At 49.5% G+C, this 25,578-nt stretch carries 20 protein-coding genes; 6 read left to right on the forward strand and 14 right to left on the reverse strand.

Translation table 11 applies throughout. The annotated features are described in order from the left end of the window. Window positions 1-90: 90 nt before the first annotated feature. The 3 genes from F1593_RS08155 to F1593_RS08165 all read right to left on the reverse strand — a co-directional run bounded on the left by F1593_RS08155 (window position 91) and on the right by F1593_RS08165 (window position 3,957). Complete coding sequence (locus F1593_RS08155) at window positions 91-2,118, reverse strand: S9 family peptidase (protein WP_149401060.1); 2,028 nt, start codon at window positions 2,116-2,118, stop codon at window positions 91-93. Window positions 2,119-2,333: 215 nt separating this feature from the next. Beyond that, a complete protein-coding gene (locus tag F1593_RS08160; protein ID WP_149401061.1) occupies window positions 2,334-3,191 on the reverse strand; it encodes a hypothetical protein in 858 nt (285 codons plus the stop codon). Between the two features lie 562 nt (window positions 3,192-3,753). Then, the gene (locus tag F1593_RS08165; protein ID WP_149401062.1) at window positions 3,754-3,957 is read right to left on the reverse strand and encodes a hypothetical protein; all 204 of its coding nucleotides are present in this window, start codon (window positions 3,955-3,957) and stop codon (window positions 3,754-3,756) included. Window positions 3,958-4,082: 125 nt separating this feature from the next. On the opposite strand from F1593_RS08165, the gene F1593_RS28230 reads away from it, so the two are divergent. The 3 genes from F1593_RS28230 to F1593_RS08175 all read left to right on the forward strand — a co-directional run bounded on the left by F1593_RS28230 (window position 4,083) and on the right by F1593_RS08175 (window position 8,291). Then, window positions 4,083-4,223 carry a hypothetical protein gene (locus tag F1593_RS28230; protein WP_172631962.1) on the forward strand — a complete coding sequence of 47 codons (141 nt, stop codon included), beginning with the start codon at window positions 4,083-4,085 and terminating at the stop codon, window positions 4,221-4,223. 502 nt (window positions 4,224-4,725) lie between these two features. Beyond that, the gene (locus F1593_RS08170; protein WP_149401063.1) at window positions 4,726-6,471 is read left to right on the forward strand and encodes an ABC transporter ATP-binding protein; all 1,746 of its coding nucleotides are present in this window, start codon (window positions 4,726-4,728) and stop codon (window positions 6,469-6,471) included. Next, the gene (locus F1593_RS08175; protein ID WP_149401064.1) at window positions 6,468-8,291 is read left to right on the forward strand and encodes an ABC transporter ATP-binding protein; all 1,824 of its coding nucleotides are present in this window, start codon (window positions 6,468-6,470) and stop codon (window positions 8,289-8,291) included. Before F1593_RS08170 ends, F1593_RS08175 begins: the two co-directional genes overlap by 4 nt. A 91-nt stretch (window positions 8,292-8,382) precedes the next feature. On the opposite strand, the gene F1593_RS08180 is transcribed toward F1593_RS08175, so the two are convergent. Next, on the reverse strand, window positions 8,383-9,027 hold the full coding sequence (locus F1593_RS08180; protein ID WP_149401065.1) for a TetR-type transcription factor C-terminal domain-containing protein: 645 nt from the start codon (window positions 9,025-9,027) through the stop codon (window positions 8,383-8,385). Between the two features lie 187 nt (window positions 9,028-9,214). On the opposite strand from F1593_RS08180, the gene F1593_RS08185 reads away from it, so the two are divergent. Further along, window positions 9,215-9,757: an acyl-CoA thioesterase gene (locus F1593_RS08185; protein WP_149401066.1), complete on the forward strand. Its 543-nt coding sequence runs from the start codon at window positions 9,215-9,217 to the stop codon at window positions 9,755-9,757. Between the two features lie 236 nt (window positions 9,758-9,993). Here the strand turns inward: F1593_RS08185 and bcp are convergent, their stop codons facing one another. From bcp to F1593_RS08215, 6 genes are all read right to left on the reverse strand, one after another. Beyond that, window positions 9,994-10,494: a thioredoxin-dependent thiol peroxidase gene (gene bcp, locus F1593_RS08190; RefSeq protein ID WP_149401067.1), complete on the reverse strand. Its 501-nt coding sequence runs from the start codon at window positions 10,492-10,494 to the stop codon at window positions 9,994-9,996. Between the two features lie 389 nt (window positions 10,495-10,883). Further along, window positions 10,884-12,257: an ABC transporter ATP-binding protein gene (locus F1593_RS08195; RefSeq protein ID WP_235932523.1), complete on the reverse strand. Its 1,374-nt coding sequence runs from the start codon at window positions 12,255-12,257 to the stop codon at window positions 10,884-10,886. Window positions 12,258-12,277: 20 nt separating this feature from the next. Further along, entirely contained in the window at window positions 12,278-14,107 is a 1,830-nt protein-coding gene (locus tag F1593_RS08200) for an ABC transporter permease (protein WP_149401068.1), read from the reverse strand. A 610-nt stretch (window positions 14,108-14,717) separates the two neighbouring features. Continuing rightward, window positions 14,718-15,548, reverse strand: a complete 831-nt coding sequence (locus tag F1593_RS08205; RefSeq protein WP_149401069.1) for an energy-coupling factor transporter transmembrane component T family protein — start codon at window positions 15,546-15,548, stop codon at window positions 14,718-14,720. A gap of 71 nt (window positions 15,549-15,619) precedes the next feature. Beyond that, complete coding sequence (locus tag F1593_RS29260) at window positions 15,620-17,413, reverse strand: ABC transporter ATP-binding protein (protein ID WP_235932524.1); 1,794 nt, start codon at window positions 17,411-17,413, stop codon at window positions 15,620-15,622. Next, window positions 17,394-17,999 (reverse strand): ECF transporter S component, encoded by a 606-nt coding sequence (locus tag F1593_RS08215; protein WP_216368814.1) that lies wholly within the window; start codon window positions 17,997-17,999, stop codon window positions 17,394-17,396. The genes F1593_RS29260 and F1593_RS08215 overlap by 20 nt, the downstream gene beginning before the upstream one ends. Before the next feature lie 439 nt (window positions 18,000-18,438). Between F1593_RS08215 and F1593_RS08220 the strand changes: the two genes are divergently transcribed. Further along, on the forward strand, window positions 18,439-19,368 hold the full coding sequence (locus F1593_RS08220) for an alpha/beta fold hydrolase (protein ID WP_172631963.1): 930 nt from the start codon (window positions 18,439-18,441) through the stop codon (window positions 19,366-19,368). 14 nt (window positions 19,369-19,382) lie between these two features. Beyond that, the gene (locus tag F1593_RS08225) at window positions 19,383-20,714 is read left to right on the forward strand and encodes a glycoside hydrolase family 18 protein (RefSeq protein ID WP_149401071.1); all 1,332 of its coding nucleotides are present in this window, start codon (window positions 19,383-19,385) and stop codon (window positions 20,712-20,714) included. Window positions 20,715-20,815: 101 nt separating this feature from the next. Here F1593_RS08225 and F1593_RS08230 read toward each other — a convergent pair whose 3' ends face one another. The 4 genes from F1593_RS08230 to nadB form a co-directional block, all read right to left on the reverse strand. Then, entirely contained in the window at window positions 20,816-21,520 is a 705-nt protein-coding gene (locus F1593_RS08230) for a DsbA family oxidoreductase (protein WP_149401072.1), read from the reverse strand. A gap of 225 nt (window positions 21,521-21,745) precedes the next feature. After that, window positions 21,746-22,927: a quinolinate synthase NadA gene (nadA, locus tag F1593_RS08235; RefSeq protein WP_149401073.1), complete on the reverse strand. Its 1,182-nt coding sequence runs from the start codon at window positions 22,925-22,927 to the stop codon at window positions 21,746-21,748. A 23-nt stretch (window positions 22,928-22,950) separates the two neighbouring features. Continuing rightward, a complete protein-coding gene (gene nadC, locus F1593_RS08240; RefSeq protein WP_149401074.1) occupies window positions 22,951-23,793 on the reverse strand; it encodes a carboxylating nicotinate-nucleotide diphosphorylase in 843 nt (280 codons plus the stop codon). Continuing rightward, entirely contained in the window at window positions 23,786-25,462 is a 1,677-nt protein-coding gene (gene nadB / locus F1593_RS08245) for an L-aspartate oxidase (RefSeq protein ID WP_149401075.1), read from the reverse strand. The genes nadC and nadB overlap by 8 nt, the downstream gene beginning before the upstream one ends. Between the last annotated feature and the right edge of the window lie 116 nt (window positions 25,463-25,578).

Genomic DNA, 25,578 nt, shown 5'->3' on the forward strand with positions numbered 1-25,578 from the left:
TAACACAATCCCTTATCATATATGGCCTGATTATAACGCATCATGCCCCACTTGGGTAGGCCCTCAGGCTTACCCAGGTGAGTCTTCAATTTATCGCAGGTAGTTTGCGAACCAGTCGAGAATGTGCTGCAAACGGATCTGACGCAGTTTCGGATGTCCTCCACGCGAGAGGCCATGGCTCTGCCCTTCGAAGCGGACAAATTTGACTTCACGTCCCATCCATTTAAGGGCCGCGAAGAGTTGTTCAGCCTGCTCAATATTACAGCGCAGGTCTTGCTCACTATGCATAATCAGTAGAGGAGTATGAATGTTCTGAACGTACGATATAGGCGACATGTGCATATATTTGTCCAGTCCTTCCCAGGGAGTGGTATCAAGATTGTTTTCAGATAGATCCCAACCCACGTCACTGCTCCCAAACATAGTTGCCATATTGCTGACACAACGGTCAGTAATCGCGACTTTGAAGCGATCATAATGACCAACCAGCCAGTTGGTCATGAAGCCACCGTAGCTGCCTCCAGTGACTGCCAACCGTTGCTCATCGATATATCCCTGGCGAATAACAGCATCCATACCCAGCATGATATCAATGGAGTCTTTCTCACCCCAGGCCCCCAGAACAGCGGCCGCAAAATCATAACCATAACCCAGGCTCCCACGTGGATTACAGTAAAAGACAACATACCCCTGTGCGGCTAATAACTGCATTTCATGGAAGAAGCCATAGCCATATTGTGTATTAGGTCCGCCATGAATCTCGACAACCAGCGGATATTTTTGGCTGGGATCAAATTGAGCAGGCTTCATGATCCAACCTTCAATCTCCCAATCATCAACGCTGGCATAGGTGATACGCTCGGGCGACGACAATGCCAGCTTGTCAAACAGGCGATCATTGGCATGCGAGACACGTTGCAATTCACCATTTACCTGTACCGGGCGCACAAAGATTTCTTGCGCATGGGTCGGATCACCAATTAACAGGACCAATTTTTGTGTCGCCCGATCAATGCTGAAGTCGCGTACATGAATGTCTCCTGGTGTCAGGACCTGTGGCTGCACATTCTCGCCATGGCTGGAAAGACCAAAAACCTGGGTAGCCCCCCGATAAGAGGCCAGTACATAGAGGTTTTCTCCGTCCAATGACCAGGCCGGAGGCGGAGCCAGATGCTCATCACCGATATCTGAATTGGTAAAGTCTACACAGGCTCCAGCGAAGTCACCTGATAAACAGGTTGGTGTCACGCGTTGTGCATCGGCAGCTACACGGTAGACATATGCCTGTCCCGCCGAGTGTAGCTTAGCTTCAGCGAGGAAGGCAAGCGAACGACCATCTGGGGACCAGGACGGCGAGAAACAGGAAAGCTGGCTATCAGTCAAACAGCGCAACTCAGCATTTTGTAGAGTCAACACGTAGACATCATTGCCCAAATGCACCCAACGATCATCACTACGATTGGAGGTGAAGGCAATACGCGTTCCCTCGGGAGACCAGCACGCTTCGCCATCATCCCAATCCCCATCAGTTAATTGTTTTGGCTCACCGCCGGCACGATCAATCAAAAAAAGATGGGATCGGCGCTCATTGATAAACCCCACACCATCAAGGCGATACCAGAGGTTCTCTATGACGCGTACTTTCGGTAGAGGTTTTCCATCAATTGTTTCTTCGTCTTCAGGACCAACTGCTGCATTAAAAACCAGTTGCTGACTATCGGGTGACCAGGCAGGAGCGGATGCGCCATGCTGCATAAAGGTCAACTGCTGCGCCTCACCACCATCAGTCGGGAGGAGCCAGATCTGAGGCTTCCCTTTGCTCCGCTTCTTCTCACCGCTGGACTCTTTCCCCTGGGCATCGCCAGCACGCTCGGATACAAAGGCCAGCCAGCGCCCATCAGGCGACCAGACAGGACTATGTGCATTGGCGGGACCACTTGTAAATTGTCGACTGGCACCATCCGTCAGCGAAGCCATCCAGAGCACTGAATGATACTCATGTTTTTGCGCATCAATCTGCGTCTCAACATAAGCGACGCGCTGTCCATCAGGCGAGATACGTGGACGGCTCAGGAACTTCAAGGCATAAAGATCATCAACAGTAATGGCTCTTCCCATGTGTAATCCCCTTTGTTAGAAGTTTTTTTAATGTTATCCACTGGCACCCGGGCAAAGCTTCCACCTATCCCCACACCACAAAAAAAGCCCGCAGTCTACATGCACATTAGCGGCATATATACTACGGGTATATTAACATAGCCTATCAATAAACATGCTTTCGACGATAGCGCTTTACTGACCTGGCAAACAATTCCCTCTTCTAAAAACAAGGATCACGTACGGCGACGACGGCTGCTACGACGATCACGCTCCAAAGCAAGATCAAGCGTCTCATGCAAACGTTCAAAATCATCCACATCCAACTGAAGCTCCACCGCAGGGAGATCCTCAGGACGAGAGCGTCCCTCCTCGAACAACTGCAATACCATCACCAGCTCAACCTCACTCAGTGTCAGCAAGCCATCCTCAGTAGGAATTTCCAGGGCCTGCTCAAGCGTATCATCCTCGTCGTCATCTTCATCAGCATCAGTGCTGGCACGTGGAATAAACTCGATATTTGTCCGCGCGCACTTCAAACGGCTCGAAATCTTCAGTGCATCGGTTGACATCTCCTCAGCCAGCTCCCGTACAACCTCCATCATCTGCACAAAAGCATCCTGCAGTTGCTCCAAAGCATCTTCATCGCTATCGGCATCCAACTCATGCGTTAATTCGGAGCTATTAGGACTGCCTATTGTCGCATCAGGGAGGCGCTGTCGAGCCAACTCATTTAACTGCTTCAGTGCTTGAGCAAAGGCTGGAGAAAAAGCACTGCTATCGCGTTCCGCAGGCTTGGCATCTGCCTCATGATTATGATCAGTATGAAGCGCGGCAGACAGATCATCATCTCCATCATCATCGTCGTCATCTTCATCATCATCGTCATCAGCATCCAACCCCAGTGCAGCCTCAATTGTGATAATCTGCTGGTGGAGGAGCTCCGCCACTTCGCGTGAGAAGTAAGTGATAACCCGTGCCTGGCGTGATGCTGCGAGTAATTGAAACTGCGGCCAGTCTCGATAGCGTTCACGGCCACGCAGATAGCGAACTTCAACGATACCTAGCGTGTCCAGCCGCAACGAAATTTCCATGACTTCCTCCTCATAGACCGAACGAACCGGCTATTTCATCTCTTTGTAAAGCGCCCACCAGATAATTTTCCTTCTGTATATGCTGTAGCATCTCATAGGGGCACAGGCGAGTGCGCATCGCAGCAAAAGATATAGATATCATCTATGTGAAATATCACCTCAACAAGTAGTACCAGGATATTCTCAACAATGCTATACGTCTGCTTATTATCCATCTCATTTCACTTTTCGTACACCCTGCACGCTACCCAGAGAATGAACAGGGTGAAGCACCACCTATGCGATCAATAGAACCGCAGAGCACTGGCATCAGGCGAGGCCAGATACGAAGAGAAAGTGAAAAGAATACAGCCTGAACATAGCTTGCTTCAGAATATACGACAACATCATATCACAATGGGCATGAATTGATACAATTCTTATCTTCAGTTTCTTTTATTCAGCTCCAAATACGGTTGAGGAAAATTCCAGAGTGGAGAGCCGACTCCATGGCTGGCAGCAAGCTGATAAATCAGTGGGGGAATTTTACTATCTTGTCGTAGTTAAGTGTGCAAAGTCATCTCTATATATATCTTCTTAACAGAAAACTCCTTCTCGATGCGCTATCAACGCCATGCAACAATCCATTCAAGAAGCACAGCAAGGCCAATAGCAGAAGCGCGATAACACCAGATTGTGCCAGCCAGCCCCCTTCAGCGGTGATGCTCCCCGCAAAGACTGCGATGCCCACTACCACTAGCTGTCCCAACAGTGCCACAACGCGCATGAGCCGTTGCGCCTTTGTTCTCTGTGCCTCAGGAATAAGAAACTTCCAGATGAACTGCGCCAGAAAGATGCTGATAAACAGGACACTCCCCAATCACGCCACTGTCCCCACAGTGGCACAGTGGCGTGATTGATCGCCCAATACGCCAGGAGGATCGCCAGCAAAATCAAGATTGGCTGACGCTCTATCAGCATCACCAGGAAAGTCAGCAGGACAAAGAGTACGAGAAAGGAGATCCAGGAGGGATATGGCAGCCGTGTGGATAGAATAATCCCTTGTAGACAGGTGAGGGATATGGCAGTTAGCGCAACAGTATAGAATAGCAGTGTCAAACGCCCCATTTATATATAAATTTGAAATTATAAAATGATGTGCTTCTTGACAAAAAACACATCGCCACTTATACTCTTAAGAGCGCATCAAGCGTTCAAAAGCAGAAAGAAGGAATCGTCAGTATATGAACAGTAAAGCATTAAATGGCTGGATGCAGTGTTATGACCGTCGTATCCCCGGTGGTCTCATCTGTGCCCATAGCCATGCCATGCCCTGTTTACGGAGGCTCCTGAGCATCCTCTAGCCCCGACAAATAACAGCAGCACGTTTGACTGTGGACACCCTCAAAGACTGGTCCACGGTTTTTTTATGCCCTCTTTATGACCTTAACCGACCAAATCTTCTAACGACCGTGGCCCCCGTCACATTTCTTTGTATTGTCCGAAAGCCCTGGCTTTCCATCTACGAAATTGACATGACAGGAAAGGAATACTCATGCGCATCCCGTTTAGAGAATACAAGGATCTTCTCTTACGCTATCTGTCACCGCAACGCATGCAGGTCCTATTATTAGGGAGCCTTCTCTGTGCAGAGATTGCCTTGCAACTCATCGATCCCCAATTCTTACGTATCTTTATCGATACGATTACATCCGTCGGTCCTCAACCATCGTTGATGGGCATCGCGGCACTCTTTATTGGCATCGCCATTGCACAACAACTGGTCACGGTCGGAGCAACATATATCAGTGAGCGCGTTGGCTGGAAGGCTACAAATGCCCTGCGTGCCGATCTGGCCCTTCATCTCATACGTATGGATATGTCCTTTCACAAAGTTCATACACCAGGAGAGTTGATCGAACGGGTCGATGGAGATGTCAATGAACTGGCAAACTTCTTCGCTCGTTTCGTCACCAAAATTCTCGGCGGAACGCTCCTGCTCCTTGGTATCCTGATCATCCTCTGGTCAATCGAATGGCATGTCGGCCTGGCCCTGACCATCTTCGCCTTGATCACGCTATTCGGCATCACCAGTACACGCGGCCTCGCCACGCAGCCCTGGAAAGTATATCGGCAGGTCACGGCTGATCTGTTTGGTTTCCTTGAAGAACGCCTGCGTGGCACCGAAGATATTCGTGCTAATGGGGCCCGGTCCTATGTGCTGCGGCGTCTGTTTATGCTAACACGTCAACGTCTAGAAACAGGCAAGCGTGCGCGTCTCATCTCATCGATTCCCTGGAGCCTGCCGACCTTCTTCTTTGCTATGGCCTATATCATCGCCTTTGTCTTGATCGCCTGGCTCTATCCAGCCAGAATCATCAGTATCGGGACAGCTTTTCTCATCTATTACTATACGCAACTCCTGGCACAGCCTATTATGTTGATCTCCCATCAGCTCGATGATTTTCAGAAGGCGACTGCCAGCATCGCGCGTATCGGTGAACTTCTCAATACGCCCAGATACATAACTGACGGACCGGGGGCAATCTTGCCCGCCGGGCCACTCTCAGTATCCTTTGAGGGGGTAGAGTTTGGCTATGGCGAAACTGACATGATACTCAAGAATATTAGCTTTGAGATGAAGCCCGGTGAGGTCATGGGAATATTAGGCAGGACGGGTAGTGGCAAAACAACACTCACGCGTCTCCTCTTCCGCCTCTATGATCCCGCTGCTGGCTGTATCTATCTGGGAGGGCAACCAATCAAACAGGCAGGTGTTGCTGATCTGAGGCGCCATATAGGTATTGTGACGCAGGAAGTACAACTATTCCATGCTACAGTACGCGATAATCTCACCCTCTTCGATCATTCTATTGCTGACAGCCTCATTCACCAGGCACTCGCAGATATGGGACTCACCGGGTGGTATGAAAAGCTCGAGCAGGGGCTGGATACGATGCTGGCAGCCAATGGGGGAGGACTCTCAGCGGGCGAGGCTCAACTGCTGGCCTTTACGCGCGTCTTCCTGCGTGATCCAGGGCTGATCATACTGGATGAAGCTTCATCCCGCCTCGATCCAGCGACCGAGCATCTGATCGAGACAGCAATGGATAAGCTCCTCAGTAACCGAACTGGCATCATTATTGCCCATCGTCTGGGGACCATCAAACGCGTTGATACCATCCTGATCATGGAAAACGGTGAGATCAGCGAATACGGCCCACAACAAGAACTGCTGGCGAAGCAACACTCACGCTATGCAGCGCTACTCCGTACAGCCAATGAGGAGGTACTGGCATGAAAGCCTGGCAATTTTTTAGCAGCCTGATCCGCTTCCGGCCCTGGTATTATCTGCTCAACTGCGTCGCCATTATTGGCGTACTGCTCTTCGAAATGGTTTCGGGACTGGTCGGACAATCCTTTTTTGATAGCTTGAGCGCACGCCATCTGGGATCGCAAGAACTCTGGTGGCTCTTCGCGCTCTTAATCGGGTCAGTCGTGGGACGTATAACCTGTCTCGTCGGTTGCCAGCTTACGAATATTCCCTTTATTCTGACAAATGCTGCCTTACTACAAAAGAATATCCTCACCCGCATCCTGCAATTACCAGGAGCGCAGGCGCTACCAGCGTCTTCAGGAGAAGCTATTAGCCGTTTACGCGATGACGTGGATGAGAATGCTGACTTTTTGATTGGCTTCAATGATCTGATTGCGACTACGGTCTTTGTATTATGCGCACTTGTGATCATGTTACGCATCAACACCTTTATCACGCTGGCCGTCTTTCTTCCGCTGGCCGCCATCACAACAATCACCAACATTGCAAGCGCCCAGATCAAAAAGCGTCGCAAAGACATGCGCCTGGCGACCGGTGATGTGACAGGGTTTCTCGGTGAACTCTTTGGCTCAGTCCAGGCGATCCAGGTTGCCAATGCGGAAGAACAGGCCATTGACTATTTCCGTGTGTTGAATGAAAAACGCCTGACTGTCACTATTCGTGATCGTATCTTTGACCAGACCCTGCAATCTATTTTCGCCAACACCGTTAGCCTGGGGACGGGAGTGATTTTATTGCTGGCGGGTCAATCAATGCATAATGGTACCTTCACCATCGGCAACTTCGCACTGTTCATCTACTATTTGAACTGGATCTCTGAAGCGATGACCCTGTTCGGCGCTGTACTGACCAAGTATGCCCAGGCTGATGTCTCGATTACACGACTCATCACACTTCTGAGAGGCGCTCCGGCACGCTCGCTCGTACAACATGGTCCGGTCTATACCAGAGGACCATTGCCCGAAGTAGAGCCCTTGCCAGATAGCGCGAAGAACCGGCTCACCACGCTGGAAGTGAAAGATCTGACCTATCACTATGCGGAGAGTGGACGCGGCATCAAATCCATTCATCTCTCTTTACGCCAGGGATCATTCACTATCATCACAGGAAGGATTGGCTCTGGCAAGACGACCTTACTGCGTACATTGCTGGGGCTGCTTCCCAGGGAACAGGGAGAAATTTTCTGGAATGGAGTCCTTGTTGATGAGCCTGCCGATTTCTTTGTCCCGCCGTATAGCGCTTATATCTCACAGGTACCACAACTCTTTAGTGAAAGTTTACGCGACAATATTCAACTTGGCCTTCCCCTGAATGAACAAAAGCTTAACGCAGCCCTTCATCTGGCGGTACTCGAAGGCGATATCGCAACACTCGATCAAGGACTGGATACGCTGGTAGGACCACGTGGTGTACGCCTCTCAGGAGGCCAAATTCAGCGTGCTGCCGCCGCACGTATGTTTATTCGGCCAGCCGAGCTATTCGTGGTTGATGATCTTTCTAGTGCCCTGGATGTCGAGACAGAAGCATTACTCTGGCAGCGGATCTTCGAACAATCCAATAAAACAGTACTGGCCATATCACATCGTCACACCGCCTTACAGCGAGCAGATCACATTATTGTCCTCAAAGATGGTTCTATCGAAGCGCAAGGTACCCTGGACGAACTCATGATGAGTAGTTCAGAAATGCGCTATCTCTGGCATGGAGGCGACGGCCCGACAAACGACACAGGATTTTTTGCTGGCTCTGAAGAAAGGACGTTCATAGCTCATGAAAACAACTGACAATTAGTCACTCAATAATAGCACACAGTCAAACTGAATGAATCCTGACTGTGTGCTATGACTTCCAGCCCAACGGATAGCCCCCCTGCTATTACTCAGATATCCCTTCCGTATCTTCCTGAATGTCATGGTTATAGAGATAGGCCAATGCACCCTGTAATGGAACATTTTGATCAGAACAGAGGGCACGCAAAAGAAGCAGGCTGTAGCGATCAGCGAGTTGGACAAATGCCAGCGCATCACTGGCTTGAAACCATTGATGTGTCCAGTGTAATGCGGAAAGCACGAACAGATAAGCAAGCGAGGGATCGGGAACTTGAAACATGTGTGTGCGCGCACCTGCATCAATCACACGATAGAAGTAAGAATCAAATGTCTCACGCATAGATTGAAGTTCATTCCGGCGCTTGCCCTCCAGAAAAATCCAGTCCCGTAAAAACACAGCCACTGCAATACGATCCTGGGCCACGACTTCCAGATAGCGATGTATCAAAAGATGTAGCTGCTCAGCTGGGGACACGGTACGCGGAACCGAACGAGCCTGATCCAGAAACAAACGTCCAATACGCGAAACAATCGCCCAGAGCATATCATCCCGAGATCCCAGCAAAGCATGAACATGAGACTCACGCAGATGCAATGTCTGTGCAATGTCCTGCATCGTCGTCACGCCATAACCGCTACCATAAAAAAGCTCAGTCACAACTAACAACATATCCTCAGTATTACGTGTCATTGCCACAGCACCTCCCGAACCTTCCAACAACCATTAAAGAGGTCACACATATACAATACTGTGTGAACCACGAAAAATGGAAAGAATCAACAGCAGGCCAAACAAACTCAGGTAATCTTGTTGCAAGGGTACGGAATAGAGTATAGTAATGGCAAACAACCTTCTATACAAGATTTGAGAGATAGCTATGAATCCATTTGACCGCATATTTACACGTTATAAGAATTTCCCTGAAGTAGATCTGTCGCAAGGCCGCAGTATCGCCTATTCGCGCAGCTCGACACGTCGAATGATGGAATTGATTGATGCCAATGGACATGGCAATGTTCATGGAGGGGTTATTATGCGAATGGTAGATGAATCTGCAGCAATTGTCGCCATCAAACATAGCCAGAGCCCGACCGTCGTCACAGCACGCGTGGAACGCTTTGACTTCCTGGCACCAGCCTTCATTGGCGATGTCGTAACCGTCCACTGCACAATGAATTATGTTGGAAGGACCAGCATGGAGGTGGGTGTTGAAGTCACGGCAGAGGATTTAATTGCCAGAGAGACACGTAAGATCGCCAGCAGTTACGTTATCTATGTGGCCCTGGACGAAGATCGCAAACCACGTCAGGTTCCACCTCTTGTCCCTGCAGACGAAGAAGAAGCCAAAGTCATTGAGCTGGCTCGCCAGCGTCGCGAACGCCGCAAGAAGATTGATGAAGAATTCAAGCACCTTCTATAATGGATAGACAATATAGAAGGTGTCAGGCTCCCCTGCGCTCTACCATCTCTGTGCATGAGATTTCGCACCTGCGGTGCTCAAAACAATTTTAGTGTGTTGTGCAGGAAAGGTGCACGACACCTTTCCTGCACAACACACTAAAAAAGGGTGCAGGCTCTACCTGCCAGCGAGCAACACGATCCCGCTGGGGATGGGAGTCTGACACTTTGTAAATGTTCAGGCTCTAACAGAAAAAATCAAGAGAGATGCAGCGCATCAACAACTTCGAGCACTTCGGTCGCATGCTCATCAGGCTTCACTTTATGCCAGATCTTGCGCACCACGCCCTCTTTATCAATTAAAAATGTCTGGCGATCCACGCCCATATATGTCTTCCCGTACATGCTCTTCTCTTTCCAGACATTATACTGCTGTACGACCTTCTTCTCGGTATCTGCTAAGAGCGGGAAGGGTAGCGAAAACTTATCAATGAACTTCTGATGCGACTTCAAATCATCAATGCTAATCCCCAACACTACCACACCACGCTGCTGTAGCACATGGTTCGCGTCCCGGAAACTACAAGCTTCTTTGGTACAACCCGGGGTATCATCTTTAGGATAGAAATAGAGTACGACGGGATGACCCTTCAAATCGCTCAAATGGACCTCACCATTTTTCACGATATCTTCGCTTCCCAGAGCAGGAAGAGTAAAATCAGGAGCAGGCTGCTGTTCAGCCACGAGGGTATCACTCATAAAAAGCCTCCTTTACGAGAGTGTCAGCCCCCCATTCCCATCAGGATCTTACTGTTTGATCTGCTGGCAGGCGCGCATGCGCCTGTGCCTTTTTTAGTATGTGGTGCAGGAAAGGTGCTATGCACTTTCCTGCACCACATACTAAAACTGTTTTGAGCACCGCAGGTGCGAAAACTCATGCACAGAGATGGTGGAGAGCATGAGAGTGACACTCTCTAAGACAAATGTATACACATCTAAAATCAAATTGTCAGAACCAGAATTCTTCATGCACAATTCAGGCCCCTTACACGCATAGGAACAGAACAGGATGACTATTTATTCCTGTTCTGTGCATCCAGTCCTATGCTGAAGAATATCAACATCAATACAGGCGCAAGGTCTTTTCGTTACGCAGCCCCATGATTGGCAGTTTCGGGTTCCTCAAGACGGAAAACGCCACGCTCTTCCTGATAAGAAAAAAGCTCGGCATAGCGTCCCCAGTTGATCGCTGTTTCCAGTTGAGACCAGGCTTCGCTCTCGCTGAAATGTTCCTGTAGTTCACTTAAGAAGTGTTCTTCAGGGAGGGTATGGCTGAGCTCATGCTGTAAATCTCGCACGATATGTCTGATCATCGTGGCATGGGCCAGGGCTTGCAAACGGAAGATTTCCTTTTCCTCCAATACACCAGCCTCAGCAAAGCGCTTGCCGATCTCGGTCAGCACAAGATCGCCTTCCTGCGTTTCGGCAAAACCCAGAATATTAGCGGCATCGACCATGGGCAAGAGATCATCAACCTCGAGTTGTAGATCGCGACCCAGTTGATACAGATCATCCCGGTCACCTTTAGAATGGACCAATTCAAGCAGGCCCGTGACATCACCAATCGAGACATGCGGTAATGCCTGGTAGGGACGCGGCTTCGCTGGAGCATGCTTATTTGGATGGGGCTGCTCCTGTGGCATCAAAGTAGGAATATCCACATGAGGGCTGGTCATAATACGATAGATCAGATCAACGGTCTTTGTATAATTCTCATTGGTGGACTCACGCTGATGCAATGGCAAACCGGCGATCTCCACACGAATCTGCCCTGGATTGGCACCCAACACGACAATCCGATCCGCCATCAGTACAGCATCATCAATATTATGGGTAACCATGACAATAGCACGTGTTGGCATTTTACGCTCACGCCACAAACCTAACAACTCCTTGCGCAAATTAGCGGCAGTCAACACGTCCAGGGCACTAAATGGCTCATCCATAAACAGCAGTTCAGGCTCAACGACCAGAGCGCGAGCAAAGCCAACACGCTGCCGCATGCCACCCGATAACTCTTTGGGATAGGCATCCTCAAAACCATCCAGACCAATCGTATCGATGGCGGCTAGAGAACGACGCATACGCTGGGTGGGAGGAACTTCCTGCGCCGCCAAACCTAATTCTACGTTTTGTAGTACGGTCAACCAGGGGAACAATGCAAACGACTGAAAGACAATCGATAAATGCGGATTAGTGCCATATTGTGGCACATCCTTGAATAATATCTCACCTTCAGTTGGGCGCAATAGGCCAGCAAGCAGACGCAACAGCGTTGATTTGCCTGATCCCGATGGTCCCAGCAAAGCGACGAACTCGCCAGCATAGATACGTAGATTAATATCGTCCAACACCACCGGAGGATTTGTGCCGCGCGCACGCTTGCCGTCCTTATCGTAGACCTTCTTCACATGGCGTGCCTCCAACAGCACATCCCCGGTCTGCATATCAAAATTGGTCATTGCTTCTCACTATCCTTCCGTTAGCTCAATGTATAGCGACGCTCAGCCAGATCATAGAGACGCTTCCACAACACGCGATTCAGCAACACTACCACAAACGCCATCAAAAGCGTGCCCGCCAGGAGTACTGAAAAATTGCCTGCCGCACCTGCAGACGCAATAGCGGCACCCAATCCCTGGGTACTGACGGTTCTATTATTGAATGTGACATATTCAGAAACAATGCTGGCGTTCCAGGCACCACCGCTCGCGGTCAACAAGCCCGTCACCAGATAAGGAAAAATAGCAGGCAAAATCAAAGTTCGCCAGCGTCGCCAGCGCGTCACATGATAAATTGTGCTGGCTTCCTTCAAATCAGAAGGAATAGACATCGCACCGGCAATCACATTAAAAAGGATATACCACTGTGTGCCCAGTAACATTAAGAGAATCGCCGCCAGCGACAAGCCACCGGGCAGATCAATCAGAGCAACCAGAAGAATGGGAAAGAGAGCGGTAGCGGGTATCGAAGCTATCACCTGCACAACAGGCTGCAAACGCTTCGACCACTTAGGCGAGGTACCAATCATCACACCGACAGGAACAGTCCAGACCACGCCAATTAATAAAGCGACCAGCGTACGCAATAAAGTTGCCCCTGCCGCCAGCACTAATTGTCCCCACGTTGCGAGAGAAACGCCCCCCAGCAAGCGCACCATATACCATAGCCCAAACACAAGCAGCACCAGCACCAACAATCCAAAAACACTACTGACAATTCTTCGGAGCGAAAACCAGCTTGTATGCTGAGATTGTCCTTTATGTGCAGCGACCAGATGCGCCTCACCAGGCAGAGGTTGCATGCGATTAAGTAAAAACGCAATCGAAGCACCAATCGGGCGGAAGATACGAGTGGTCATAGCTGCAATCAACGCAGAACGGCGTATAATATTGAGAACAGGAGATGAAGGAGCATCCCCTTCGCTATTCATCTCCAGCTTGAATTTATCCGCCCAGGCAACCAATGGACGCCAGAAGAAGAAATCGAGCAGAATGATCAAAGCAATCAACGTTGCCAGACCTAATACCAAAGCACTGGCATTCCCTTTGTTAGCCGCCGCCTGAAGATAGGAACCCAGACCTGGCAGTTGGAAAGAGCGTGAACCCAGTACAAACTGTTCTGATGCCATGAGAAAAAACCAACCACCAGCCCAACTCATCATACTATTCCAGATCAGGCCAATCATGGAAGCAGGAATTTCCAGTTTAAACAGGTGCTGCCAGGGGCGCAATCTCGCGACTGTAGAAAATTCTTGTAAATCTTGAGGCACACTACGAGCAGAATGATAATAGCTAAAAGTCATATTCCAGGCCTGACTGGTAAAGATAAGGATAACGCTCGATAATTCCAGGCCAACATTTGAATGGGGGAAAGCAGCCACTAAAGCCAGCACCACACCTGGTAAAAATGAAAGGATAGGAATACTCTGCAAGATGTCTAGTAGCGGCACCATCACCACACTGGCACGACGACTCGTAGCTGCAACGTGACCATAGACCAGTGTAAAGATCAAAGACAAGAGATACGCTAGCAACATGCGTAGCAAAGAATAGCCAGCATAAACAGGCAAAGCCGTCGGCGCAAGATCAATCTTAATTGACGATGTCAGAGGGGCAGTCCAACGTGAAGCGGCTACCACCACCAATGAAATGAGTGCGATAACAACCAGGGCAATAACCAGATCAATCAAACCCAGGCGTCGCCTCTGCGAAGGTTCGCTGTGCGGCGAACGATTTTCATTTGGGGAATGAGATCCCCCCTGGAGCTGCTCACGCTCCTGCACATTCTCAGGAATAAATATCTGAGCCATCTTAATACCTCCATCATGCATCCCTGTTCGCCCGGACAGCATGGAGGAGCAACGTAGAACACTACCCATCAAGAGGCGGTGTGCACCCTAATAAAAGATCTTACAGGTTCGTCGCACAAACTGTCCAGAGAAACGCTAAAGAAAACAACCATACAACGTTGTTCAGAATCGGCATTCATGCCAGAGAACCTTCTCTTTCCATCATTGGTATAAAGTATAGAGAATAAAAATTAACTGAAACTGCTCTGCAAAAAGGCATAAAAAAACCACCTCTCAAGGTGGCGCAACCTAAATAAACGGAAGTAAGCAATAGTAGCGAGAGATGTACTAACTATTCCTTCCGTTGCAAGTCAGCCACAGAACCAGAGAAAACACCACTGTTTTCCCCACCGAGAATATTCTCATTTCTGTCCAAACAACCACATTGATAAGGACTGGCAGGGCCATCGTCCATAGGGAACAAACCTACTTTCATAACTCAAAATACACACACCGACAAAATCTTTTTCCACTATACTGTTGTTGTCTTGCCTTTGTCAAGCATGCAAACAAAGCAAGCGTAAGAAGGATCAAACGGCACCTTACCTACGCTTGCTATTCAATAAATAGATTATGCGGTGAGGATATTGACTGTGATGAGAAGAATGCATACAACAATAGTCAAAGCGAGCGCAAAGAGATCGAAGCGTTTATAGTGAAGGGCACGCAATTTTGTACGGTGCCAGCCTCGATGGCTCCCATAACAACGGGCTTCCATCGCAACGTTGAGCACTTTTACTTTTTGAAAACCACTGACAAAGAGCGGAATGAGCAAGAGCGCCATCTTAGAGATGCGTTGCAAAAGGTTGCCCTGATCAAAATGAAGCCCACGAGCCGCCTGAGCTTTCATCAAGCGCTCAACTTCATTGACAAAAATAGGAACAAATTTCAAGGCAATGACCAATACCATTACTAGCGCATTAACAGGAATGCCAAGCTTCTGCAAAGGAGAAACCAGCGACTCCAGGCCATCAGTCAGATCGACTAATGAGGTTGTAAAAGTAAGCATGGTGGCTAGATAATACAGAAATATTACGCGTATCATCGTCAACAGGCTGGCAGTGATACCCGCCCAGGAAAGCCCCAGGAACCACCAATGCCAGATCCAGTGTGGAGCTCTGGCAGGCGCATAGAATAAGACCTCAAAAATGAAGGCAATAATAAGAAAGAGAAAAAAAGGCTTTAAACTACGCAGGATATACCCAATCGAGATGCGCGAGGCCAGATGCAAAATAGTACAAAAGATCAGGCATAGAAAGAACACGGGGAAAGTATTCAGAAAAGATACCAGCACGATTAAAAGTATCGCACATACTAATTTGGCCCGTGGGTCCATACGCGCCAGAATAGAATCATTATTTACGTATTGCCCAAAGGTAACATAACGGGAAAGTTCAAACATAGTGGTGCTCCCTGGCAAGCATGCGTCTTGATATGATAACAGGATACACAGACAGAGATCCCTTTCAGCATTTAAAGCGTCACAGAATGCACTTTCAGCAATGCTGTTTCGAGTTCGGCTAGATCCAATACATCAGTACGCAGGGATGGAATAGCGTGGCGTAAAGACAGAGCAAGTTGGGAGGCTTCGGGCAAGGCGATATCTAATTCAGCCAGTTGTTGAGCATGGGTCAGAATCTCACGTGGTGTGCCACTTAATACAATACGTCCTTTATCAAGGATATGCACCGTATCTACCAGTTCACTGACCTCTTTCAGGCTACTGGAGGCATAGCAGATCGTCAAGCCCTCGCGCTGCCGCAAAGCGCGAATCAAAGCGAATAGCTCGGCCCGGCCGCGTGGATCTAAACCTGCCATCGGCTCATCAAAGATGATTACTTTCGGCTCTAAAGCCAGTACGCCCGCAATCGCAACCCGGCGCTTCTGTCCACCACTCAAGGCATAGGTATAACGCGAACGGAAATCTTCATAGGGTAAGCCAACCGCCTCCAGTGAAGACTGGACCAGACGGCGTGACTCATGCAGCGGAAGCTTTTGTTGACGTGGGCCAAACGAAACATCCTTCCCGACGGTCTCCTCAAAAATCTGAGACTCGGGAGACTGAAAAACCACCCCAACACACGCACGTAGACGCGTCATCTTAAATGTATTCACGCCCGTGTTCTCGCCCCCAAAATAAAAACGTCCTGACGCCGGTTTAATCAAGCCTGCCAACAAGTCGATCAAGGTAGATTTTCCAGAACCCGTAGCACCCACCAGAGCAACAGCTTCGCCAGTGCGCACAGATAACGTAAAATCATGCAATGCTTCCTGTGCAAACGGCGTATTGTTACGATGAATATAGGAAATGGCGCGCAGGTCAAAAAGAGGTGTACTGTCTTCTGAATGTATTTCTGACGAAGGAAGGTTGGATAAAGCATCCAGGCCAGGCTCTGCAGAAGTCGTTTGATCGCTCTGGAAAGCTGCCACCAATTGTTCTGATGACAGTACGATAGGCGGAATTTGCGTCCAACCCTGCTGAGATAAATCATGCCCCAACTGCGTCACTACGGGCACATCTAAGCCAACTGCGCGTAACTCATCAGCGCGTGCAAACACGGTAGCGGGCGAGCCATCCATCAAGACATGACCACCATCCATGGCGATCACACGTTCAAAATCAGCAATCTCCTGCATGAAGTGGGTAATATAGATAATTGCCATGCCGCGTTCGCGTGCCAGACGGTGCAAGGTAGCAAGAAGTTGACGCACTGTCTGACCAGAGATCATCGTTGTAGGCTCATCCAGTACCAGATAGCGAGGGCGCATCGCCAGAACACCAGCAATCGCAACACGTTGCTTCATACTCACTGAGAGCTCGCTGAGCGACAACTGTGCAGCATCAAGCAGATCCATGGTAGCCATCGCTTCGTGAACACGTTCTGCAATCTCGGACCGTGGTAGGCCCAGATTTTCAGGACCAAATGCCACCTCGTCAATGACGGTGCCGGCGATTAACTGATCATCGGGATTTTGAAAGACCACGCCAACACGCTCACGAATAGACCAGAGATCCTTTCCCCCGGCCTCTACCCGCAATCCGTCAATTGTAATGCTACCCGATTGTGGAAAGACAATTGCGGAAATCAATTTCGTCAGGGTACTTTTACCAGAGCCATTATGCCCGATGATGGCTACGGTCTGACCTTCAGGAATACGCAAAGAGATATCCTGTAACGCAGGGGCAACATTCCGTTCCCCCTGCGCGCTATAGTTAAAAGTAACGTTTTGCAGTTCTATCATAATATTAATACGGGAGTTGCTCACGAGGCTTCTTGTCAGGAGCATGAACGACACGTTCTTCTAAAACATAGAAAATACGTACCAGGATAACGGTTAGGATAGCAGCAATCACCGCCTCGAAGATCGCTTGTACGATGACTGTGGGAATAATCACGGCTGCCGGAAAATACCCGCGAATAATTAAAGCACTCACCACCAGAATGGTGTTGGTCGCAGCACCAGCAAAACCAGCGACGGCAGCGGCCAGATCACGATTGATGCGCACTAGCCCTGCAAATACAGCCCATGAAACCAGCCCGATAAATAGACGCGGCACAATAGAGACCGTAGGATCTTTAAAAAAGGGATCGGTAGCACGAAAAAAGGCAAGGACACCAAAGATCAAACCAGAAATGATGCCGATGATTGGGCCTGCCACAATACCACTCACAATGGTCGGAATATGCTCAATAGTGGCATTACCAACCGCATTGGGAAGCGGGATAAAGCCAAGGTTGGGTACAATCCCTAAAATAATAGTAATCGCGGCCAGAACGCCTGCAATGATGATGCGTTCTGTTGTCAATGTCCAGGGGCGTATCCTGGGAGTCTCAATACTATCGTTGCTCACCCTCAAACTCCTTCTTATTCCTTCGCGAAGAAATCAGTCCATCCATAAGGAACTCTACAATTACTAATAGTAATACAAGATCAAGCCAATTACAATCATAAAAGTCCGTTTGATGCATCAACTGAGACCAATACAGCCTGCTACAAAAAGAACAATGGGGAAAATAACTTTCTGTATCGTAACTGTTGTTACAACAATACACAACCAATAAAGCCTTGTCAATGGTTGTTGACAAAATTGACAAACTTAGTCAATAATAAGGCTACATGAGAGAGTTTCAATGATCGCGAGAGTGGTTGCAGCACATATGAGAGAAAACAGCGAGCACATTGGAAAAGGAGCTTTCCTGCATACGATCAGAATATTTTCAATTGTGTTTCGGTCTTCTATATTTATCAGGTAACATGCGTTACTCTAGCTAATGGGAGAGATAATTACAATGCCAACAAATAAGACACGCATAGGTCCAAAGCTGAAACAGGAAGATGATTTGCTGATACGTGAAACACTTTTGCGCGTAGAGCCCAGGGTTGATCTCTATTTGTGTGAAAAGTGGCTTGAACAAGCAAGTATACCCGCTACAACCCTACCAGTAATCCTACTGCATGGCGCGGGTATGGACAGCACTGGCTTTGATGTACCGGTCGGAAACACCTCTCTGGCTGATGCTCTGGCCCGCCAGGGTTCCCATACATTTGCCTTTGATTTCCGTGGACATGGACGCTCCAGTCGCGCGGCCAATGGTCTTGATGTCACAATCGAGAGTAGTATTACAGATACTCTCGCGGTCCTCGATTACGTGCAGGAGATTACAGGAGCTCGTCAATTTATTCTGGTAGGCGTAAGCTATGGCAGTATCGTCTCTTCAGTGGTAGCAGAACGCTATCCTGAGCGCATCGCTGGTATCGTCCTGCTAGGCTTTATTTATAAAACAACAGGCACACCGCTGGAAGATTCTTTTGCAGAAGCTGCTCTGGCCCCGGCAGGCTATGCGTTTACAACCGAGGAAGAATGGCCGGAACTCTTCATTCCCACTGCCTCCCCCGAAGTTACTGCCTGGCATCAAGCACAATTTGGGACCGCTTATGCGTATCCAGTTGGTCCCTATCTCCAGGTTAAAGGGCTTCCTCATGCACGACATCCAGAACGCTATCAGGGCCGTGTGCTGGTTGTTACTGGAGAGTTAGATCCACTGGCAACTGCCTCTGATGTGGCGGATTATTTACAGGCGGTCGGCACGCCAGAGGCAAAGAAGCAGCATCTCAGGCAAAATAACGTTGGTCATATGCCTTATGTGGAGGCTCAGGCACAACAAGTACAGCAAGCCATCAACGAATTCATCGCTATTACCAATGCTGAAGTGCAATAAGGAGATGAGGTTTCATGAGCCAGGAAGAATTTAATCACAACCAATCGAAGGCAGATCACGAAGAGAAAGCCCTGCAGGATTTATTGCGCTTTCCCTTTGTGGATGCCTTATTCGGCCGGCGCTCACGGCGCTTCTTGCTAGGGGCCGAGATCCCTGATGGTCCAGTAGCCTTTAAATCGAAACATGATCCAGTGCCATTGACTGAGTTAGAGAAATTATTGATTCTCACCGCAGTAGGAGGCGATACAGGCTGGCACCACGCCATCACGCGCCACGACCGTTACGCGCCACATCTCTCAAACTATGCTGGGTCTGCCAGTGGACGTACCTTTCCCTCAGCGGCTGGCTTCCATACCAGCGAGATATTTTTTACCGACGATAGCGGCACATATATCTATAAGACACGTGATACCCCACCACCGGTACAACACGCGGATGATGGCTCAATCTCAGCACTAGAGCTTGTTAAAGCACAGCATTCGCAGATCCACAAGCTATCGGATCAGCGCATCTATTTGCCCACGCAAGAGCCATATATGGAAGGACATAACACCTGGGTTGCCAACCGTCCGGGCTCACTACTCGTAATCCCTACCGGTGATCTGGCACAACACACTATTGCCAATCTCTGCTTCTATGTCCAAAATGGTTTTAGCATCTACGACGATATTAATCATCGACGCATTCCTGGGATTGAAAATTTCGCCGACATCGTCGATATCGAAAATCCCTATCCCCTCACCTTCCTGGATCAATACTCGCTCACCGAGTTAACTGCTGAACTATCCACAGCAGCCTATGCAGGCGCATTAATGCAGCAGGCACTCGGGCTGGGAGGCTGGATGTTTGATGGCATTGATCGTCTGAGCATCCTGGGGGCCAGTGGAGATCCAAATGTACCCGGCTTAGGCTTCCGCTATGATACTGATGCACGCTGGCCCCTTCCCAATCCTACTGGCCTGGAAGGCATCTTCGAAGCCTTTACCATTCCTCACTATCCCACTATGCGTGCCGCCGTAGATGCATTCTGCGAGCGCAAATTTGGATCTGGTGGTCCCTTCAATGCCGAGACACCTGGAGCCTGGAAGAACACCCCCAGAGTCCGTGCTAGCGCCCAGGTTCACGACGAACGCTTCCGGGAGGTTGTTGCGTTACAAGCACAATACATGTATGACACATTTGGGAAATTCCCAGCCACCGTCCCATCAATCCAGATCTTAATGTATCTTCAAACACACCATCTCGACCTGGAATACTACGATACCCTGTTCAAGCCAGGAGCTTATCTAAAAACGCATGCGGAACACTTCACCAAATGGCATCAGCCAGAGCAAGCACAGCACTAAACACAGGCGTATAAACAGATAGACCAGACCATAAAGGGAGGAAGCGCTCTCTGTGAGCAGTTCACAAAGAGCGCTTCCTCCCTTTATTCATTCACGCGTAGTTAAATGGCGCAGGAATCATCGGTACAGGTACCAGCACCTACTGAGACGTCACCAAAGGCGACCAGCGGATGCGACTCAGTCCAGGACTGCTTCAACGCGCGCGAGAATACATCGGTCGGCTGCGCGCCAGAAATGCCATATTTCTCATCAATCGCAAAGAAAGGAACACCAGTGATGCCAAAGACATGAGCACGCTCCTCATCGGTGCGCACCGCATCGGCATAGGTATCACTACTGAGTGCAGTACGAGCCTCTTCAGCATCCAAACCGATCTCAGAGGCAAGCTGAACGAGTGTATCGATCTCACCGACATTCCGAGCCTCGACAAAATAGGCTTTCAACAAGCGCTCCTTCGCCACATCCTGTAAACCATGGTGGGCAGCCAGATGGATTAAACGATGGGCATCAAAGGTATTGGTCATCTGAATCTGATCGAGATGGTACTCCAATCCCTCCTTAGCAGCCAACTGAGTAATAGTGCGGTTCGACTCGGCTGCCTGCTCTCGTGAGAGACCATATTTTTTCGCCACCACTTCTTCCATTGAGCCCTCTGTCTTTAACGCCGCATCAGGAGCGAGCTCAAAGCTGCGCCAGATGATCTCAACCTGATCACGATGCTCAAATTGAGCCAGGGCAGACTCAAAACGGCGCTTACCAATATAGCACCAGGGGCAAGCTATGTCAGACCAAATTTCAATTTTCATTTATCTATCACTTTCTTTCTTATTCGATTCATGAATTGCAATTACATCAAGGAAGGCATAGTTTCACCACCATCAATGAATGTTCATTGCTTTATATAGAAACAGTAACGCGATGCTCAGTATTCCCACAGTGCAGCATAATAGAAGCCAGCCTGGCTGCTAAAAAATGGGATAACATTTAGCAGCCAGACTGGCTTGTGGCGATAAGCGTTTCTGGTTAAAAGCTTAAAGGGATAACATGCGTTCGAGCGCGACCCGTGCCCAATGCGTTGTCTCTTCGTCGACGCTGATCTGATTAAGTACCTGCCCATCTAAGAGGGCATCCAGTATCCAGGCAACATAGGCAGGATGAATACGATACATCGTCGAGCAGGGACAGACAATCGGATCGAGGCAAAAGATGAATTTGTCAGGATTCTCCTGGGCGAGGCGATGGACAAGATTAATTTCGGTCGCTACCCCCCACTGGCTGCCGGCTGGTGCCTTCTCGATCTGCTCAATAATGTATTCGGTTGAACCATAGAGATCAGCGGCCTCAACGACTTCCTGGCGGCACTCAGGATGCACGATAATGTTGATGCCGGGATAGTCCTGACGCGCCTTCTCGATCTGCGGCACAGAAAAACGCATATGGGTTGAACAATGACCTTTCCAGAGGATAATCCTGGAATTTTCTAAGACCGTCTCTGCATCATCAAAGGCCATCGGATCTTTCGGGTCCCAGACCACCATTTGATCGGCATGAATACCATAATGGGAGGCGGTATTGCGGCCAAGATGCTGATCAGGGAAGAAGAGCACACGTTTGCCTTGCGTAAAGGCCCAGTCAATCACTTTAGGAGCATTGGAAGAGGTGCAAACAATGCCACCATGTTCGCCACAAAATGCTTTCAGGTTAGCTGCCGAATTCATATAGGTGACTGGAATAATTCCAGCATCCTCACCCAATGTCTCATGCAGTAACTCCCAGCACTCCTCAACCTCGGCAATATTTGCCATATCCGCCATAGAACAGCCAGCAGCAGGATTAGGCAGGATCACCTTTTGGTGCGGCTCGCTCAGGACATCAGCACTCTCAGCCATAAAGTGAACACCACAGAAGACGATATAATCAGCATTTTTACGCTTCGAGGCTAATTGGGCCAGTTTAAATGAATCACCGCGATAATCAGCATACTTGATAATCTCATCGCGCTGATAATGATGTCCCAGAATAACCAGACGCTCACCCAGGGCGGCTCTGGCAGCCGTAATACGACGATCCAATTCTTCGCCATCCATCTCTGCATAGAACAGAGGAATCCCATCAATACGCTTCGATACATCGCGTTTGGCGCGCGTCTGGGGATTGAGCAATGGCAAGATGTGGGTTTCCTGGCTCACAGCACACTCGGTTTTAACGGCCATGACTTCGCTCCTTCTATTGTGCTTTATGCAAACTCGAGAGAGACATTAAAATTAGGTGCAGAATGAGTCAGAGCTCCAATTGATATAAAATCTACACCTGTCCCGGCCACCATACGCAGGCGCTCAACATTATTGCCCATATCGCCCGATGCCTCGATCAAGACGCTGGGAGCCTGCTGGTGAATAAACTCAACCGCTTGTTGCATCATCTCTACATCCATGTTGTCAAGCAACAAAACATCTGCATTGGCGGAAAGTGCCTCTTGTACCTCATCCAGAGTTTCGCACTCAACCTCAATCTTAAGCAGATGTGGGGCAAAACGGCGTGCAGCAGTAACCGCCTGCGCAATCCCTCCTGCCGCTTTAATATGATTATCTTTGATCAATACTCCATCGTTCAAACCAAAGCGATGGTTCTGGCCGCCTCCCGCCTGGACCGCCAATTTCTCCAGGGCACGCAAGCCAGGAGTCGTTTTACGGGTATCCAGTATCCGTGTGTGCGTCCCCTCGATAGCCTGCACGCACTGCGCGGTGAGGGTTGCAATCCCTGAAAGCCGCCCCAGGAAGTTCAGGGCGACCCGTTCAGCACTCAACAGAGAACGGGATGGGCCAGACAGAAGTAGCAAATTCTCATTAGCCTGCACATGAGCGCTATCCTGAACTAATTGCTCGATCTGAATCCGCTCATCCACCAGACGGAACGTCTCGACAGCCATACTCAGGCCAGCGATAACCCCCGGCTTACGCGCCAGAATACGTCCCTTAGACCATTGATCCTCAGGCACAGTGCTCAGGGTGGTAATATCTGCAAATGCACCATCCTCTTCCAGCGCTTGCTTAACCAGATCAATGGCAGGTCTATACATGGACATGAACTTCCTCCAGTGGCAACATTGATCCCATTGGATCAGTATATAAGGGTTCAAAAACAAGATGGTGAGCTGTCTGATCAACCGCAACAGTTTGATAATCCGCACGCCAGTGGCTACCGCGGCTTTCACGTCGTTCCAGAGCCGCAGTTACAACCAACTCAGACACACGTAACATATTTTCGGTCTCGCGCCATTGTGGATCTTGATCTGCTTGCTGCAACAGAGCCACACGCATCGTACGTATTTGTCGACGAGCGGTCAATAAGCCATCCTGATCGCGGCGGAGAGAGACATACTGCCACATCAACTGGCGTACCTCTTGACGCACCTGAGCTACCGACGGAAGCTCCCCAACATTGCTTAAGAACGAAGCCTTTGTATCCAGTGTATCGTCATAGTGCAGATAGGAAACTGCTTTTTGTGTGTTAGCAACGTCTCGACTATCGGCCATAAGTACGCCACCCAGCACATCAGCAATGCGAATTCCATAGACCAGACCTTCTAACAGAGAATTGCTGGCCAGACGATTCGCCCCATGGACACCGGTACAGGAAACCTCACCAACAGCATATAGATGAGGAATCGAACTACGTCCGTAGGTATCTACCTTCACACCGCCCATACAATAATGAGCCGCTGGAGCGATAGGCAGAAGATCAGCAGCCAGATCCAGGCCATACTGCTGACAACAGGCTGAAATAGTAGGGAAACGTGCGTGCATCTTCTCAGCTGAAAGATGGCGCAGATCCAGGTATTGGCAATCCGTCTGTTCAGCCAACATCTCGCTCAAAATCGCACGTGCGACGATATCACGAGGAGCCAGTTCAGCTTGCTCGCTATAGCGAGGCATAAAGCGCTCACCGGCATGATTGCGCAGATACGCGCCCTCACCACGGACCGCTTCAGAGATCAAATGCGAAGAACCATTCAACGCCAACACCGTTGGATGAAATTGCATAAATTCTAGATCGGTTAATGCTGCACCGGCATCCCAGGCCAGAGCCAGTCCATCAGCCGTCGCGCCCTGTGGATTAGATGTATGGAGCCAGAGACCTCCAGCGCCACCATTTGCCAGCACTACCGCGCCAGCTTCCACTTCAAGCGCCTCACCAGTGCGTCGTGTCGCCTGCAAACCCACGCAACGACCATCGCGCATCATCAACTTATAAACAAACGTCTCTTCATATAATGCAATTGAAGGCCGTTTCTGTACGGCAGTCATCAATGCACGCTCAATCTCAGCCCCGGTCGCATCGCCACCTGCATGTAACACACGCCAGCGACAATGAGCACCCTCACGGCCTAACAGCAGCCCATCGGGTGTCGCATGGGTATCAATCCCAGCTTGCGCACGATCAAACTGAACTCCTACCTCGATCAACCAGCGTACGGCAGCAGGAGCCTGTTCTACCAGGATGCGCACAGCATCCTCATCACAGAGCCCTGCCCCGGCCGCCAGAGTATCCTGCAAATGCAGCTCGGGATTGTCATCTGCCCCCAGCGCCACTGCTAAGCCACCCTGGGCATAGCGTGTATTACTCTCGCCGAGTTGCCCTTTCGTGAACAGTGCGACCCGCACATGTTCAGGCAAACGGAGCGCCACCGAGAGGCCCGCGATGCCGCCACCTATTATTGCGACATCAAACGGTTGGCTGTGAGTCATGCCTTCTTCTCCTTCGAGAAAGTGTACATTGTACACTTACGACTCAGACAAAAAAGAAAAGGTGTTTTCTGTACACTATTACAACCTTTCCACAGAGTGTAACAGATTTTTTTGCC

The organism is Dictyobacter arantiisoli (assembly GCF_008326305.1).
Lineage (GTDB): Bacteria > Chloroflexota > Ktedonobacteria > Ktedonobacterales > Ktedonobacteraceae > Dictyobacter > Dictyobacter arantiisoli.

Coding starts and splice junctions, on each gene's coding strand:
- F1593_RS08155 (WP_149401060.1), bottom strand. CDS start 2,118: ATGGGAAGAGCCATTACTGTTGATGATCTTTATGCCTTGAAGTTCCTG.
- F1593_RS08160 (WP_149401061.1), bottom strand. CDS start 3,191: ATGGAAATTTCGTTGCGGCTGGACACGCTAGGTATCGTTGAAGTTCGC.
- F1593_RS08165 (WP_149401062.1), bottom strand. CDS start 3,957: ATGCGCGTTGTGGCACTGTTGGGACAGCTAGTGGTAGTGGGCATCGCA.
- F1593_RS08170 (WP_149401063.1), top strand. CDS start 4,726: ATGCGCATCCCGTTTAGAGAATACAAGGATCTTCTCTTACGCTATCTG.
- F1593_RS08175 (WP_149401064.1), top strand. CDS start 6,468: ATGAAAGCCTGGCAATTTTTTAGCAGCCTGATCCGCTTCCGGCCCTGG.
- F1593_RS08180 (WP_149401065.1), bottom strand. CDS start 9,027: ATGACACGTAATACTGAGGATATGTTGTTAGTTGTGACTGAGCTTTTT.
- F1593_RS08185 (WP_149401066.1), top strand. CDS start 9,215: ATGAATCCATTTGACCGCATATTTACACGTTATAAGAATTTCCCTGAA.
- bcp (WP_149401067.1), bottom strand. CDS start 10,494: ATGAGTGATACCCTCGTGGCTGAACAGCAGCCTGCTCCTGATTTTACT.
- F1593_RS08195 (WP_235932523.1), bottom strand. CDS start 12,257: ATGACCAATTTTGATATGCAGACCGGGGATGTGCTGTTGGAGGCACGC.
- F1593_RS08200 (WP_149401068.1), bottom strand. CDS start 14,107: ATGGCTCAGATATTTATTCCTGAGAATGTGCAGGAGCGTGAGCAGCTC.
- F1593_RS08205 (WP_149401069.1), bottom strand. CDS start 15,548: ATGTTTGAACTTTCCCGTTATGTTACCTTTGGGCAATACGTAAATAAT.
- F1593_RS08220 (WP_172631963.1), top strand. CDS start 18,439: ATGCCAACAAATAAGACACGCATAGGTCCAAAGCTGAAACAGGAAGAT.
- F1593_RS08225 (WP_149401071.1), top strand. CDS start 19,383: ATGAGCCAGGAAGAATTTAATCACAACCAATCGAAGGCAGATCACGAA.
- F1593_RS08230 (WP_149401072.1), bottom strand. CDS start 21,520: ATGAAAATTGAAATTTGGTCTGACATAGCTTGCCCCTGGTGCTATATT.
- nadA (WP_149401073.1), bottom strand. CDS start 22,927: ATGGCCGTTAAAACCGAGTGTGCTGTGAGCCAGGAAACCCACATCTTG.
- nadC (WP_149401074.1), bottom strand. CDS start 23,793: ATGTATAGACCTGCCATTGATCTGGTTAAGCAAGCGCTGGAAGAGGAT.
- nadB (WP_149401075.1), bottom strand. CDS start 25,462: ATGACTCACAGCCAACCGTTTGATGTCGCAATAATAGGTGGCGGCATC.